Annotated in this window: 16 protein-coding genes; 3 read left to right on the plus strand and 13 right to left on the minus strand. The window is 45.9% G+C overall.

Annotation, left to right across the window (positions count from 1 at the left end):
• Window positions 1–17 precede the first annotated feature (17 nt).
• Entirely contained in the window at window positions 18–932 is a 915-nt protein-coding gene (rarD, locus tag OZ660_RS00850; protein ID WP_226432554.1) for an EamA family transporter RarD, read from the plus strand.
• Here rarD and OZ660_RS00855 read toward each other — a convergent pair whose 3' ends face one another.
• Both OZ660_RS00855 and uvrD read right to left on the minus strand, forming a co-directional pair.
• Window positions 933–2210 (minus strand): GGDEF domain-containing response regulator, encoded by a 1278-nt coding sequence (locus tag OZ660_RS00855; protein WP_202263174.1) that lies wholly within the window; start codon window positions 2208–2210, stop codon window positions 933–935.
• 43 nt (window positions 2211–2253) lie between these two features.
• Complete coding sequence (uvrD, locus tag OZ660_RS00860; protein ID WP_226432556.1) at window positions 2254–4425, minus strand: DNA helicase II; 2172 nt, start codon at window positions 4423–4425, stop codon at window positions 2254–2256.
• A gap of 331 nt (window positions 4426–4756) precedes the next feature.
• Here uvrD and cysE point away from each other — a divergent pair, with 331 nt between their 5' ends.
• On the plus strand, window positions 4757–5563 hold the full coding sequence (gene cysE, locus OZ660_RS00865; RefSeq protein WP_202263176.1) for a serine O-acetyltransferase: 807 nt from the start codon (window positions 4757–4759) through the stop codon (window positions 5561–5563).
• A gap of 27 nt (window positions 5564–5590) precedes the next feature.
• Here cysE and OZ660_RS00870 read toward each other — a convergent pair whose 3' ends face one another.
• From OZ660_RS00870 to OZ660_RS00910, 9 genes are all read right to left on the minus strand, one after another.
• Entirely contained in the window at window positions 5591–7051 is a 1461-nt protein-coding gene (locus tag OZ660_RS00870) for a sensor domain-containing diguanylate cyclase (protein ID WP_274742250.1), read from the minus strand.
• Between the two features lie 163 nt (window positions 7052–7214).
• Window positions 7215–7955, minus strand: coding sequence for an HAD-IA family hydrolase (locus OZ660_RS00875; RefSeq protein WP_274742251.1), 741 nt, complete (start codon window positions 7953–7955; stop codon window positions 7215–7217).
• A gap of 11 nt (window positions 7956–7966) precedes the next feature.
• Window positions 7967–8887: a tyrosine recombinase XerC gene (xerC, locus tag OZ660_RS00880; protein WP_202263179.1), complete on the minus strand. Its 921-nt coding sequence runs from the start codon at window positions 8885–8887 to the stop codon at window positions 7967–7969.
• A gap of 5 nt (window positions 8888–8892) precedes the next feature.
• A complete protein-coding gene (locus OZ660_RS00885) occupies window positions 8893–9588 on the minus strand; it encodes a DUF484 family protein (protein ID WP_202263180.1) in 696 nt (231 codons plus the stop codon).
• Window positions 9585–10415: a diaminopimelate epimerase gene (dapF, locus tag OZ660_RS00890; protein ID WP_202263181.1), complete on the minus strand. Its 831-nt coding sequence runs from the start codon at window positions 10413–10415 to the stop codon at window positions 9585–9587. Before dapF ends, OZ660_RS00885 begins: the two co-directional genes overlap by 4 nt.
• A gap of 35 nt (window positions 10416–10450) precedes the next feature.
• A complete protein-coding gene (lysA, locus tag OZ660_RS00895; RefSeq protein ID WP_202263182.1) occupies window positions 10451–11701 on the minus strand; it encodes a diaminopimelate decarboxylase in 1251 nt (416 codons plus the stop codon).
• The gene (gene lptM, locus OZ660_RS00900) at window positions 11701–11889 is read right to left on the minus strand and encodes an LPS translocon maturation chaperone LptM (protein ID WP_274742252.1); all 189 of its coding nucleotides are present in this window, start codon (window positions 11887–11889) and stop codon (window positions 11701–11703) included. The genes lysA and lptM overlap by 1 nt, the downstream gene beginning before the upstream one ends.
• Before the next feature lie 51 nt (window positions 11890–11940).
• Entirely contained in the window at window positions 11941–13008 is a 1068-nt protein-coding gene (locus tag OZ660_RS00905; protein WP_274742253.1) for an MJ1255/VC2487 family glycosyltransferase, read from the minus strand.
• A 1-nt stretch (window position 13009) separates the two neighbouring features.
• Window positions 13010–13522 carry a phosphatase PAP2 family protein gene (locus tag OZ660_RS00910; protein ID WP_202263185.1) on the minus strand — a complete coding sequence of 171 codons (513 nt, stop codon included), beginning with the start codon at window positions 13520–13522 and terminating at the stop codon, window positions 13010–13012.
• A 345-nt stretch (window positions 13523–13867) separates the two neighbouring features.
• On the opposite strand from OZ660_RS00910, the gene rraA reads away from it, so the two are divergent.
• Window positions 13868–14353, plus strand: coding sequence for a ribonuclease E activity regulator RraA (rraA, locus tag OZ660_RS00915; RefSeq protein WP_202263186.1), 486 nt, complete (start codon window positions 13868–13870; stop codon window positions 14351–14353).
• 89 nt (window positions 14354–14442) lie between these two features.
• Here the strand turns inward: rraA and OZ660_RS00920 are convergent, their stop codons facing one another.
• Both OZ660_RS00920 and OZ660_RS00925 read right to left on the minus strand, forming a co-directional pair.
• Window positions 14443–15252 (minus strand): S1/P1 nuclease, encoded by an 810-nt coding sequence (locus OZ660_RS00920; protein ID WP_202263187.1) that lies wholly within the window; start codon window positions 15250–15252, stop codon window positions 14443–14445.
• 2 nt (window positions 15253–15254) lie between these two features.
• Window positions 15255–15887, minus strand: a complete 633-nt coding sequence (locus tag OZ660_RS00925; RefSeq protein WP_274742254.1) for a flavin prenyltransferase UbiX — start codon at window positions 15885–15887, stop codon at window positions 15255–15257.
• Between the last annotated feature and the right edge of the window lie 51 nt (window positions 15888–15938).

Genomic DNA, 15938 nt, shown 5'->3' on the forward strand with positions numbered 1-15938 from the left:
GAATGTCGGAGACTTCTTTGTCTAAGCCAACCAATGCCGCACAGGTCGGTGTCATTTGTGCAATTGCAGCCTATAGCATGTGGGGTGTTGCGCCCGTTTATTTCAAGCAACTTATGGTACTACCCGCGGCTGAAATTTTGATGCATCGTGTCATTTGGTCGGTTGTTCTACTTGTCGGGCTTATCGCGGCACTTAAGCAATGGCCAAAAGTACTGGCGGCGTTTAAAAACAAACGCGTTATGCAAATACTGTTCGTCGCAGGCCTCTTATTAGGGGCGAATTGGCTGTTGTTCATATGGGCTATTAACAATGATCATATTTTAGATGCCAGCTTGGGCTACTACATTAATCCCTTGATAAACGTGTTTTTAGGTCGATTGTTTTTGGGCGAGAGGCTTAGAAACCTGCAGCGTGTGGCAGTAGGGCTTGCCGTTATTGGCGTAGCAATTCTGGTATTTTCCTATGGGCAGGTTCCCTGGATTGCGCTGGTATTAGCAGGTAGTTTCAGTGTTTATGGCTTATTGCGTAAACAAGTGGCGGTGGACTCCTTACCTGGCTTGTTTATAGAAACCCTAATGTTATCGCCATTAGCGCTTTTTTATTGGTGTTTCTATGGCTCTGAGTACAGCAACTTGTTTGCCAACGACACCAGCTTGAACTTGTATATTTTAGCCGCCGGCATTGTAACCACGGCGCCACTGTTGTGCTTTACCGCGGCAGCAAGACGCATCATGTATTCAACGTTGGGCTTTTTCCAGTATATCGGTCCAACGCTGATGTTTATTCTTGCCGTCTATCTCTATTCGGAGCCTCTTGAAGAAGCGCGTTTGGTAACATTCGGGTTTGTATGGTGTGCACTTGTTTTGTTTAGTGCCGATTCTTTAGTGCACTACCGCAAACAAAAACAAGCACAAAAGCTCGCCGTAGAATAACTAGAGCAATGACGCCTGCTCGAGTTGGGGGGCGTCAGGCTCTTCGCACATTACTCGGTTTCGGCCACTGTTTTTAGCGGCATAAAGCTGCTTATCGGCAAGGCTGAGTAATTTGTCAATGCGCTGGGTTTGAGTACCGCAAACACCGATACTGCACGTAACTTTAATGTCGGTGCTGGGCAATTGGATGACTTCCGCTTCAACCACTTTTCTAAACGCTTCTAGTCGCTCGCAGGCTTCATCAAGAGGCGTGTTTGGCAGATAAATACAGAATTCTTCACCACCGAAGCGGGAAATAATTTCGTCAGGAAAATAAAACTCGATCAAAGCAGCCATCGCTTTTAACACAATATCGCCGGCGTCGTGCCCATGTGTGTCGTTGATTGACTTAAAAAAGTCCAGGTCAATAAGCGCAAGTGCGTGATGCTGTGAAAGCAACTGATGCTGAACCGTCACCATGTAGAAAAAATGACGTCTATTCGGTAAGCCTGTAAGGTAATCAGTGTTGGCTACACGACGAATTTCTTCAACACTTTCGATGTACTCTACGTTTTGCATCACGCGGCAGAGAAATTCTTCATGGCAATAAGGCACGCGTAAAAAGTCATTCGCACCACTTTTGATAAAGTGCGCTGACATCAGCATGCCTTTACCGCCAGCAATGCCCATGATGGCCAATTGTTCTTTTGAAAAGGCTTTTCGTAGACTCGCAACAAACTGGGTACCTGTCATATCAGGCAATGTGTTGTCGGTAATAACAAGCTTAATATTATTGTGTTCTGCCAGTCGCTGCATAGCGTCTGTGGCGGTAAGGCACTCAAAGGCCATAAAGTTGTGGCGTTGCAATAGCGACACTGTGCGGGTACGCAATAAGCGATTTGTACTCACGACAATAACGCCGGTGGATTTGTTTTTTTCTAGCCGACCAATAAGGCGGCTTAAGTAGTCGTAGTTTTGCGAATTTTCTTTTGGCACATAGTCGACGACATCGCGCTCTAACACTTTGTCGCGAATAGCGCTGTCGAGTGTTTCTGTTGTGGCAATAGTAGGAATGAACGCATTAGCAGCAAAATCGATAGCTTGCCCTTGTTTGGCATCAGGCAACGAGTAGGCAACAATAGCGCACAGAAACGATTCGGGCATATTTTGTTTAAAGCGTGCACGCCCTTCAATTAGCGATGTTGCGCCCACAGGAGTAAGTCCCGCACGACGCACAAGTTTCGCAATTAATTCAAGGTTGCTTTCACCGTTTTCGATGATCAGCACGTTTTGCTGCATACATTTCAACTATGGTTTGGGCTACCTTGCCACACTTTTAGTTCTACGCTTTCTCCAGCTTAGCGTAGGCGAGGACGAGCCATTTACTGCCAAACTCATCGAAGTTTACTTGAACACGACCGTGTTCTCCGCTACCTTCGTAATTCAGTACAATGCCTTCGCCAAATTTGCGATGTACCACACGTTCACCCAACTGGAACCCCGTTTCTTCAAAGCTTGCATGTGACGTAGCTTGGCTAAAACGATTGTGAACCGGTCTCGAAATGGTTGATTTTAATCGCACTTCTTCAACACAGTCGGCTGGCATTTCACGAATAAATCGTGACGCCGTATGATACTTATCTTGACCATATAATCTACGACTTTCTGCATAAGTTATATACAACTTTTGCATAGCACGCGTCATACCTACATAGCACAGGCGGCGTTCTTCTTCCATTCTGCCGGGTTCATCATTTGTCATTTGGCTTGGGAACATACCTTCTTCAACCCCCGCCATAAACACAAGCGGGAACTCTAAACCTTTCGCGGTATGAATAGTCATCATTTGCACTGCGTCTTGATCTGTATCGGCTTGAGTTTCTCCAGCTTCAAGAGATGCGTGGGCGAGGAATGCCGCCAGCGGAGTCATTTCTTCCGCCTCTTCTGGCACAATAAAGGTTTTACAGGCGCTGACTAGCTCTTCTAAGTTTTCTAGACGAGCCTGTGCTTTTTCGCCACGTTCCGCTTGATACATGGCGTAAAGACCCGATTGCCTTATTGCCTTATCAGCTTGCTGATCCAAAGGCTCGTCCAACGTGGCCTGTTCTAATTCAGTAATCAGCAGCACAAAACTTTGCATTGCGTTTAACGCGCGACCTTTGAAACCGCCTTCGTTAATAAGTAGCTGACAGGCCTGCCACATGGAACAGTTGTGGGCTCTGGCAGTGTCACGCACCTGAGACAGGGTTTTTTCTCCAATACCGCGACTGGGTGTATTTACTACACGCTCAAAGGCTGCGTCATCGTGCGGGTGGCTAACCATACGCATATAACCCAGAGCGTCTTTGATTTCTTGGCGTTCGAAGAAGCGCAAGCCCCCGTATATACGATAAGCTAATCCCTCGTGCAGCAGTGCTTCTTCTAGCACGCGCGACTGTGCGTTGTTGCGATACAAAATAGCGGTATCACTTAGGGCATTACCTTGGTTAAGCCAGTCTTTAATTTTCGACACAATAAAACGGGCTTCATCAAGTTCGTTAAAACCGGCATAAACAGAAATCAGCTCACCCTGAGCATCTTCAGTCCATAGCTCTTTGCCTAAACGACCGGTGTTGTTGTCAATAACCGTGTTGGCAGCTTTAAGAATGTTACCTGTAGAACGGTAGTTTTGTTCAAGACGAATGGTGGTTGGTTGATTAAAGTCTTTAAGAAAGTGCTGAATATTATCTACGTTAGCACCGCGCCAACCGTATATAGACTGGTCGTCATCACCTACAATCATGATGTTGTTATTTTCACCGCTGCAAAGCATGCGTAGCCAAGCGTATTGGATATTGTTGGTATCTTGAAATTCGTCAACAAGTACCGCGCGAAAACGGCGTTGATAGTGAGCCAATACTTCTGGGTTTTTCGCCCACAGTTCATGTGCGCGTAGCAATAACTCAGCAAAATCGACGAGACCCGAACGGTCACAGGCATCTTGATAGGCCGCGTACACTTCGCGCATGGTTTTTTGAATATGATCGCCATGCGTTTCTATGTGCTGAGGGCGTAACCCTTCGTCTTTATTGCCATTGATGTACCACTGGATTTGTCGCGGAGCCCAATGCTTTTCGTCCAAATTCATGGCTTTAAGAATACGTCGAATAAGACGGTATTGATCGTCTGAGTCAATAATCTGAAAGTTTTCGGGTAGGTTAGCCTCAGCATGGTGAGCGCGTAACAAGCGATGAGCGAGACCGTGGAAAGTACCAATCCACATATTGTGGAGGCTGCGCCCCATCAGCGATTCAATGCGGCCGCGCATTTCTTTTGCTGCTTTATTAGTAAACGTAACGGCTAAAATTGAGAATGGTGCGATGTTTTCGACTTCCATTAACCATGCAATGCGATGTACCAGTACGCGCGTTTTACCACTACCCGCGCCAGCCAATACAAGGGCATTCGATAATGGGGCTGCTACCGCTTCACGTTGTTTATCGTTAAGCTCGTCTAGCAGTCGAGATACATCCATAGTGTGACACCTATTTTAGCGATTTTTAAGAAACAAGTATTATGCCAGCTGCCTGTGAATTTATACAGTCCAGTTTTGTACCCGTTGAACCGCATGACTTGGCTTTCTGTCGTGAGCCCCAATCTTTAGTAATAACTAATAACGAAACAGTTCGATAAGTTGATCGAATTCTGCGCTTGATGGGTACAACACGAGTACTGAAACGCAGTAAACTTAGGTACACTACACTTCGCACAATCCACAGGATTGTTGCTAAGTTGAATACATTCAATCGATATAGGTACGAACAGCTTCTCTCTTTTCAACGCTCAAACCAAATTGGACCATGCTCATGACAGCACTTTCTACGCCCATCGACTTTTGGTCGACGCTTAAACAAGAAGCGCAAGTTGTTGCCGATAGTGAACCGTTGCTATCGAGTTATGTGCATGCCAGTGTGTTAGCGCATCATAATTTTGAGTCGTCATTAAGCTTCATTTTGTCGAATAAAATGGCTGATGACGTGATGCCTGCACTGGCCATTAGAGAAGTATTTGATGAAGCCTATCTACTTGAACCCGGCATCAGTGAAGCGGCTACAGCCGATATTCTTGCCGTAAAAAACCGCGATGCTGCAGTGAATGACTACTTAACCCCACTGCTGCATTTTAAAGGTTTTCACGCAGTTCAAGTTCACCGCATGGCTCACTATTTATGGGTGCATGGTCGACATCAACTGGCGCTCTTTCTTCAAAGCCGAAATTCAGCAAGTTTTGGGGTTGATATTCATCCTGCTGCACGCATTGGCAGTGGAGTCATGTTCGACCATGCGACCGGCATTGTCGTAGGTGAAACCGCAGTTATTGAGGACAATGTGTCTATTTTACAAAGTGTGACACTAGGTGGTACAGGTAACGAGTCGGGCGACCGTCATCCAAAAATACGCCAAGGTGTGCTCATTGGCGCAGGTGCTAAAATTTTGGGTAATATTGAAATTGGCGAAGGTTCAAAAGTGGGCGCGGGTAGTGTCGTGCTTGATAATGTTCCGCCACACGTTACCGTGGTGGGTGTGCCTGCCAAAGTCGTTGGGAGACCGGTTTGTCAGAGTCCATGTGAGTCAATGCGACAAAACGTACTTGAAGACAACTCGCAGGTTTAAATCAAAGGCGTGCGCTGCGCGTTGGTCTCAAATAAGAGTAATGGTATTACCGCCTTTTTCTTTTGACGCGTAAAGCGCGCGATCAGCGCGCTGAATTAAAGTTTCTAGTGAGTCGTCTTGTTGCATCAGTGTGACGCCGAAGCTCGATGACAATGCGACATTGGAAACAGTGATCGCATTTATGCCTTCACGTACTCTTTCTACTAAATTAAGCGCGTTTTGTTTGCTGATATTAGGCAAAAGCAAGACAAATTCATCACCTCCGAAACGCGCAAATACATCGGTTTTACGTAGCGCACTTTTGGTCACTTGGCTCAAATTGCGCAGCGCTTCATCCCCGTCAACATGCCCCAATTCATCATTAATTCGCTTAAACTTATCTAAATCGAACATGACGAAATAAAGTGAATTACCAGATTCACGACTTTGTGCCATTTCAAGTGCACTGCGTTGTGCTAAATATTCTCGTGTGTAAGCCTGAGTAAGCGAATCTACAAATACGCGGTCTTTTAACAACGCATTGTCCGCTTGTAATTGGGGAATGGCTATACCAAATAAGGCATTGGCAGCAATAACGTTTAGGGCGAATTGATACACTTTTACGTAGTCCATTAAGGCGAGTGTATGCACGAGTAATACAATACAAAGGCTACTAATGGCCAGGCTAATGACATTGCGTTTAGTGCTTTCGGTGCAGGCTATCCACATGTGGGTAATGGCGAGAAAAAATATAGCAAATGCACTATCGCGAGACTGCGTAATTTTTGCCAGTAACATAACCAAAACGATTAGCGCTACGTTAATCGCCACTTTCTTGAAATAGCGTGTTAAATGAGGTGGATTGTTACTGGAGAATGCCAGTAAATCTATCTTAGGCGCAGCACACACCTTCACTAAAAAACCAGTAAACAGTGGCGCAAGTACTACAACACCGGCCATATCACCAATCCAAAAGGGTAACATGGCGTCTTTCACATCTGCCGCAGGCATTTGACTTGTGACCACAAGAGAACCAATAACGAGTTGTGTGGCAATTAAGGAAGAAACGCAACCAATCATTAAAAATGAAACGATTAACAAAGGTGTAGTAACGTCGGGTTTTCTTAAAAGGTGACCAAGTACGCTTGCCCCAGCGAAATATGGAATGATGTGGGCAATGCCAAACAAAAAGCCGCCCCACATGAGTTCGCTATTGCTCAGCGGTAGGGAGTAGTGATGCCCATTCCAGACGGTAATGGCAATGGCAGCTATCATAATAGGCACGAGCGCGCGCCAACCAATCACTAAAAAGCATGCAAGTGTATAGCCAGCAGCAGGAAACCACACACTGGCGTGTTCAGTGTATTCAACTAAGCGTCCAATTTGCCACACTGCAAGCCAAGATAGGATAAGAAATACGTCGCAATATAGCCCAGACATGGGCTTAAATGGCCACAGTGAACCACCTTTCTGTGTATGCTCATGTACACGGGTGATTGATTGATCCACATTGGGCGCATGTTGCGACCTTGACTTCGAGACTGCTGGTTTTTCCATGAGGACACAAAAACGACGACACAAATTTCAGTGTATAACGGGTGAACAAAGAAATCTATACGCCCTACGAATGAGACTTATCGACCTTTAACGTATCGCAAAAGGTCGGAAATCGTTATACAAATTGAACGAGTTCCTGTAACGAATCAAGCTGAACGTGCGGTAGTACTGATACTGGTTCCAACGACAACTGCATAGGACGGTTACAGGCAAACCACGCCGCCTGATAGCCTGCATTAATAGCGCCCAGCACGTCTTTAATGATGTTGTCCCCCACATGTAAGATATGCGCTGGTTTTACTTTCAAACGCGACGCTGCTTCATTGAACATGTCGGCAGCTGGCTTCATTGGGCGCGCCACACTGGCATGTAAAATGGTCTCAAAATAGCGGTCTAGCCCGACTTTTTGCGTGTTTACATTGCCATTGGTGATACCAATGAGCGGTAGGTGCTGACTCAGTTTATCGAGTGTGTCATGAACATCGACTGTCAGCGCAAAGTCACTTCTTGCGTCGTAAAAGCAATGAAAGCAATCATCAACAGCATTACGTAAGTTTGCATCTTGGGTAGGGTTAACTGATAACGCATTAGCAGGTGTGCCAGACAACGCAGCGCTAAGCACAACACGACGTAATTGACCCATGTCAGATGCAAGACGAGGATTTTTAGCGATGGCTGCGCGTTTGAGCTCAAGCCAGTCTTGTGGCGTAAGGTCAGCTGCCTGGCGATGATGTTGAGCTATATGAGATTGAAGAGCTAGCTCGGCTCGACGAATAATGGGCTCGTTATCATAAAGCGTATCGTCGAGGTCGAAGGTCATGGCCTTCACGTTGTTCAACGATCTAAAAAACTGCATGGTATAGGCCTTTATTTTTTGTGTGCGCGTGGATGCGTGGCATCGTAAACATTAGCGAGGTGCTGAAAATCAAGGTGAGTGTATACCTGCGTGGTAGATAAATTGGCATGACCCAACAATTCTTGAACCGCACGTAAATCACCGCTCGACTCTAGTACGTGTGTTGCAAAAGAATGGCGCAGTTTGTGAGGACTGACTTTTTGCGACAGCGACTGAGCCTCGGCCATCTTATTTAGCCTATTCGCCACTTGCCGGTTTGAAATACGTGTTTTCCGCTTGCTGACAAAAACAGCGCTCTCATACATTGATGCGTAAGCGGGGCGTACTTTAAGCCACGCATTAAGGGCTTTTTGGGCTTGCCGGCCAAGGGGCAATATTCGTTGTTTACTGCCTTTCCCCATCACTTTTACTGTGCCATCTTTCAGGCAATCAGCTAAGTTTAATCCGGTAAGTTCACTTAATCGCAGGCCACACCCATAAAGCAACTCGAACATGGCGATATCCCGCAACTGCATACCCTCGTCATCATCACTACTTTGTGGTGTGGCGTTGAGCAGCTGTTGCATTTCATCAACGCTGAGTTGCTTGGGGAGGGGCTTTCCTTGTTTAGGGGCTTGGATCCCTTCAACAGGGTTACTGAATAATTGTTGTTGGTCAATGAGATATTGACAGAAGGTTCGTAATGCCGACAAGCGAAGCGCGATACTACGCGCGCTGTGACCAGACATTTTCGCGTCTGCCATAACGCGTTTTATATCGCTTGGCGTGAGCCCAGACCATTCGTAAAGCCCAAGTAATTTGGCGACTTCTGTTAGCTGACGCCGATAATTTGAAAGCGTATGAGGTGAAAGCCCGCGCTCTACTTGCAGATGGAGAAGAAATTTTTCCAGCCAGTGCTGACAAGAATCACTAATGAGAGCGTCCGTAGACACGAAATTTAGTATCCCATCATTTCAGGCAAGATGATATTGAGCACTTGCTGAAGCTGTTGGAGAAGTAGTGTATCCATGTCTGGTGTGAAGTGGCTTGCATCGCTACTGCTAATACCCAAAATGCCAAGGTCGCGATTATCGCCCAGTAACATTAATGCAACTGACTCAGCGGGGCTTTCTGAGAATAACAACTGGCGCTCATGCTGAGAGAGGCGGCCAAAAAAGAAATTGGTGTTCTTAAAGCGCTTTTCAGTAAACAAGCGTCTCTGCAGCTCAGGTATTGCGTGAGGACCCTTGAAACTCTTAATAACGGCAGAGGATAGCTGCAAGCGCTCTTGCAGAACGTCTTCAAGCGTAAACTGCACTTCTGCCACGCTTTCACAACGTAACAACTGAACGTTTAAGTCTGTATAAACGCGGTATATCTTTTCATTCTGCTTAGCAATGGTGACCAGTTGCGTGAGCTTGTAATTAAGCTGTCTGACTTTCTTACGCAACTGCTCGCTTTGAATTTCAACTAACGACACGCTGCCTTTATGCTCGTGCGGTAGCTTTATCTTTTCAAGAAGATCGGGATACTGAGCAAAAAACTCAGGGTTTTCTAACAAGAAGGCCCTCACATCTTCAGGTGACAAACCTGAAGTGTCTGTAAATGGCTCTATGATTTTCGTGGCGCTAGATTGCCCTGATACATCGCTCATAAATTTATCGTTCCATCGTATACGTGTTCTGCTGGGCCTGTCATTTTAAGTACATTGTCTGGCCCTGGCCAACGAATACGTAAGCTGCCCCCGGGTAAATCAACCCGTACATCTTTGCTTAATTTACCCTGTATTTGGCCAATTGCAACTGCGGCGCATGCGCCACTGCCACACGCAAGGGTTTCACCCGAGCCACGCTCAAATACGCGTAATCTAATGTGCGAGTCGTTTAAAATTTGCATAAAACCGACGTTGACACCTTCAGGGAATCGCTCGTGTTTCTCAACCAAAGGGCCAATTTCGGCTACATTGGCAGTGTCTACATCGTCTACTTCCATCACGCAATGGGGGTTACCCATAGAGGCTGAACCAATAAAAAGGGTGCTTTCGCCCACGCGCAGTATGTAGGTATTTTCTTGTTTATTTGCTTTAAGCGGAATATTGGCAGGCTCAAACTCAGGTTTGCCCATGTTTACGGTTACCTGACCATCTTTTTCGAGGTACAGCACCATTTTGCCCGCTTTTGTACTTACGACAATTTTATTGCGATTAATAAGCCCTTTCTGCTTAACAAAACGTGCAAAGCAGCGTGCGCCATTACCACATTGTTCCACCTCAGAGCCATCTGCATTAAAAATACGATAATGGAAATCTTGTTCGGGATCATAAGGGGGTTCAACCATCAACAATTGGTCGAAACCAATGCCAAAGTTTCGGTTTGCCAATTGTTGAATTTTTTCTTTTGAGAAAAATACATTTTGCGTAACGTTATCAATCACCATGAAGTCGTTACCCAAACCGTGCATTTTTGAAAATTGAACCTGCATTAACAGCGCATCTATCTTATTTATTTGACCCTAGTTTACGGAAGTTTGTACTCACCTTTCCAGAGATCTTTTTGATTTTCTCTTTCTCGTACCACAATTGCCTTGTCACCATCGACCATAATCTCAGCGGGACGGCAACGGCTATTGTAGTTTGAGGCCATTACAAAGCCATAAGCACCGGCACTACGCACCGCAAGTAAATCGGTGGGCTCAATGGCTAACTCTCTGTCTTTCCCAATAAAATCACCCGTTTCACATACTGGGCCTACTACATCGTATTTACGTGACGTAACGGTGGCTTCTTGTTTTACAGGGATAATTTTTTGCCATGCTGAATAAAGTGCTGGGCGTAGCAAGTCATTCATTGCAGCATCAACAATAGCAAAGCTTTTCTCTTCGCCTTCTTTAATAAATTCAACTTCGGTGACTAAAATGCCCGCGTTTGCAGCAATGGCGCGACCAGGCTCGAGTATCAGCTTTAAATTCTCACGGCCCACCATTTTCTCAGCCATTGCTTGTGCATAGGCTTTGGGGTGAGGTGGTTGCTCTTCATTGTAAGTAACACCAAGTCCACCGCCCACGTCTAAATGCTCAATGATAATACCGCGCTCTGCAAGTTCATCAATGAGTACCAGAAGACGCTCTAGCGCATCTACAAAAGGACCAATTTCCGTCAACTGAGAACCAATGTGGCAATCCATACCGACCACATTTAAGTGCGGTAGGGACGCAGCCAGCTCGTAAGTCGCGAGTGCGCGTTCTCGCGCAATACCAAACTTATTGGCTTTAAGACCCGTTGAAATATACGGATGCGTTTTCGCGTCAACATCGGGATTTATGCGCAACGAGATGGGGGCTTTAACACCAAGCTCACCGGCAACTTGGTTAATTCGATGAAGTTCAGGCTCAGACTCTACGTTAAAGCACATAATGCCTTGTTGAAGTGCGTAACGAATCTCGTCATGTTTTTTCCCTACACCTGAAAAAACCACCTTACCTGCATCGCCACCCGCTTCAATAACGCGAGCAAGTTCACCGGCAGAAACAATGTCGAAACCTGATCCTAGTTTGGCCAATACACTGAGAACACCAATATTTGAGTTTGCCTTTACAGCGTAACAGACAAGATGCGGGTGCTCACCAATAGCGTCATTAAATGCGTGCCAATGGCGTTCAAGCGTTGCACGAGAATAGATATATACCGGTGTTCCGTGTGTGGCAGCAATGTCAGAAACAGCCACATTTTCAGCGTAAAGCTGCCCTTCGCTATAGGCAAAGTAATCCACTAGTTCAGTTCTCCAGATGTAGATGCAGGGACGGTGTTATCGCGCTCTGATGATGTTGTTGAGGTTGGCGAGGTCGGTTGAGCAGATTCGTTTTGAACAGGCGCCTCTGGAATGTATAGGGCACCCTTATAGCCACAACCACCTAAAGCTGTGAGCGTTAACAGAAAAATAACCGATTTTTTTAACACGAAAAATCCCGCGAAGAAGACGACAAATGCCGTTATCATCGCATTGCGGCGTCAAATTGCAAGAGCCAATAATCGTTCTCGTGTTTTATCGCCATACTGCACGTTTTTCCATAGTGCATCGCACAGGCTTTGCGTGTCGCTGAAGTCACCTTTTTTAAGCCAATCAATTAGCACATTTGGGTCGTCGGGAAAGGCGATGGCTTCATTATCTGGCGCTTCAAGCCACTCTTCAACAATGTCTGTGTCCAGTTGAAACAACGTCTGGCATAGGTCAAGCTGGTTTAGCGTAAGAACATTCGACAATTGTTCAAACTGGCCATGCAACGGCTTGATTAACAGCTTCTTTCCTAATTGTAATGCTTCGCTGGATAGCTCAAAACCACCATTGGCGATAACCCCACTACAATGTTGCAGTGATTTTTGGAATGCGTTTTTAGACGTTGGACTCCAATGAATATGCCCCGCTTCTCGTTTTTCAGGCATATCGGGATGAAAGCAGTGAAACTCTTGGTCACTTAACGGCTCAAGCATCTGCTGTATATCGTCGATATCTTCAAACGGCAAATATACCAACACGTGGCCTTTTGCTGGAGAAAGTGCCGGTTTATCAGACACAAATGGCGGAATGATAGGCTGATTGAAATGATACCAGTGCACCCCTAATTGAAGTTGTGTAGGGGCGAAAATTTTCATAAGTAGGGTATCGAAAATGGTATTTCCACTTTTAGGCACATCGTACGAAAATGCCGCTTGATGGCTGATGGAAATAGACGGTATAGCTTGTCGTTTCGCTGCCCAAGCGGTGACAGGTTCAAAGTCATTTACAAGCAAATCATAACCACTGGCATCAAACGCTTTGACATCTTTAACGAATTGCCCCACTTTCGCATTGCGCAACGTGGCCAATTTATCAACTTTGCCGCCTTTAGTAATAAAGCTAAGCCCAGTGAAGGTGCGATAGTCACCAAAAATGTCCATATCAAAGTACTTTTCTGGCGCACGGCCAGTAAAGACAAAATCGACATCAATATCGTCGCGGTGCGCCAACGCTGCCGCCATAATTCGTGCTCGCGCAATATGACCGTTACCGGTGCCTTGCACGCCATACAATAATTTCATACTACCCCAAAATAGAAATACTCAGTGATGCAATAGTGATACCCAATAACGTACCTGCAAATACATCAGACGGATAATGCACACCTAATAGGACCCTTGATAGTCCAATTAGTGCTGCCCAGCAATACGCGAGCAGAGCGAAAGGCGGGTAATAGTGCGCCACTATACTTGCCATTAACCATGCGGCTGCAGTATGTCCAGAAGGAAGAGAGAATTTGTCTGAAGGCGTGACATGTGCTGTTAAATTCATTAGAAAATCGCAAGGGCGTGGGCGCTTGAACATTTTCTTAAGCAACACATAGATAGGTAACTCCAGCGCATATGCCATCAGCGCTGTATATAGGAAAAGCTCTCCATGCTCTGGCTCAAACGCCCACAGCAGCATGCCGATAACGAAGTACAAATAGCCGTCGCCAGTTTTTGACAACCAGATAATACTGCGACAGTCTCTTTTTAGTGTCAGTTTGTAGAGGCGATAAAATAGGTCGGTGTCGACCTTAGTCAAGGATTTCATTAGCATCGCCTTGTCCTCTATCGGTTAATTACTGCACAGGCTAAAGTGGGTCTGTGACCAGTGGGTGACGGAAAAAAGAAACTTTTCTTACATTTTCCTTTTTATGACTGGTGCGACAAAAAGTCCGTGAATAATCACCGTATTGTTATTCTCTAAAATAGTACTAAGCAAAATCTAAGCAAAATTTGTGCTCAATGCAGACTGAAAATACAGGGTTTGCGTTATTTTTTATCAAAGTCAAAAATTCGATGAATCGCTATAAATCAGTCGTTTGCAATAGGCTTTTTAATGCTATGCTAGACTTAGATTTTCATCTTTATCTCTCTATTCAACAAAGGCGGAATAATGGAATACAACACATCTGAACTATGTGATTTGTTTGCAGATAGCGTAGACGTCGTCGACCCAATTTTTGCAAGCTTTGGTGGTCGCTATTCCTTTGGTGGGGAAATCACTACCATTAAATGCTTTGAGGATAGAGGGTTAATTGATCGCGTTCTCGCACAGCCTGGAGCGGGTAAAGTGCTTTTGGTTGACGGTGGTGGTTCAACGCGCCGTGCTTTGTTTGATGCTGCCTCTGCGCAAATTGCCATAGATAACGACTGGGAAGGTGTTGTCATTTATGGCAGCGTGCGTGAAGTAGACAGTTTAGCCGAGTTGGATATCGGTGTACTGGCAGTTGCAGCTATTCCGGTTAATGCCGAGGGGGAAAGCATAGGTGAGGTAGATTTACCGGTTAATTTTGGGGGCGTTACGTTTTTGCCCGAAGACCACCTTTACGCCGATAGCACAGGTGTAATCTTGTCTCCAGAGCCACTTGATTTAGATTAGGCTGTACGCCATTCCTTTTTACCAAGACAGTCGCGTGACTATGGTTGTCCTGTACGCGGTATTATAAACTTGTACAGGACATAACCCACTTATTGATTGGCTTCTTCGAATACTTTATTCAAATACATAGCAATACGAATGCCGGCCATTTGTATGCGCTTTTGTGCAGTGGGTAAGTTGTTGTAGAGGTAATCGTAGCTCATGTTGTTTGCGTTATCTGGGTAGATAGTGTCGCGTATCTCAGTGCTCTCTTTTATCCACTCTAGTACGTCAGTACTCGCCCAATTGCGGATGTCTTGTGGCGTAATACTACGCGTTAGTTGGGCTGTCCACTCGGTGTAAGATAGACCGCGTTGCTCTAACATTTGTGAGTCCCATACGCGATGCAAATTGGAGTCTTGCCAGAAAAAACGCACCTTAACATCGTTCCCACCGCGATCAGTGCCATTTCCTGCATGAAGAGGCTGATGCAAGTCGCCAATAATATGCACGATAAACTGCAGCGCTAAGCGCTTTTCATCAGTTGTTGCGCTCGGGTCTTTAAGGGTATTGGTGAATTGCTCTAACGCGGTAACGGCGTCCCCCTCGTCAGGTGCGCCCACTTCAACGTAGGTTTTACCTTCAGGTACAGAAACATAGTGCCAGGGGCCTGCGGTTTTTTGCCAGAACTCACTTGGGTCTGAGCGCATTTCATCTGCATGTGTAGATGCTTGTGCAAGCGAACTGTTAGGTAATAGCTCCATCATTGCCGCTTGTGACAATGGGCTTAGGTATTGCTGTGCAATAGCACCGGTCACGCGATGACCTGTTTGACCCCAGCCAAATGCAGGTGATGCAACGCCCGTGGCAAGCAACGTTCCTAGCGCAACGGCGCAAATCCTGTTTGCAAACGCGAACATGGTTATTCCTCTGAATGTTTAGCGGTTTGATAACCCCATCGGGCCACCAACGATTGTTCTATTGAAAGGTGATCTAGTATACGCGCCACCACGAAGTCTACCAAATCGTCTATTATTTGCGGGTTGTGGTAGAAGCCCGGCGCAGCAGGCATAATAGTGGCGCCCATTTGTGACAGTTTGAGCATGTTTTCTAGGTGAATTGACGACAATGGCATTTCACGTACCACCATTATTAGTTGCCCACGCTCTTTTAACACTACATCCGCAGCGCGCTCTATAAGGTTGTCGCTGGCACCAATACTTATCGCTGATAAGGTGCCTGTTGAACACGGACAAACCACCATCTTCGATGGCGCCGCTGATCCTGACGCGACAGGAGAAAACCATTCTTCTTTACCAAATACCCTAATTTGGTCAGGTTTGGCGCCGCAATGCTGGGTAAAAAATGCGGCCGCATCTTCTGGGCGTGCGGGTATTTTTACGTTTTCTTCGGTAGCAAACACCACCCTTGCTGCCGATGATATCAATACAAATACTTGATAATCAGCATTCACCAAAGACTGCATTAATGTAAGTGCATAAGGCGCACCGGAGGCGCCTGTGATAGCAAGTGTAACTTGCTTGTCGTGTTTCATTTGTTTACCTCTGAGACTGTCTCTTTGTCATTAATTTCGACATTTCAAGTC

This window comes from Alteromonas sp. 009811495, from assembly GCF_028865455.1.
GTDB lineage: Bacteria > Pseudomonadota > Gammaproteobacteria > Enterobacterales > Alteromonadaceae > Alteromonas.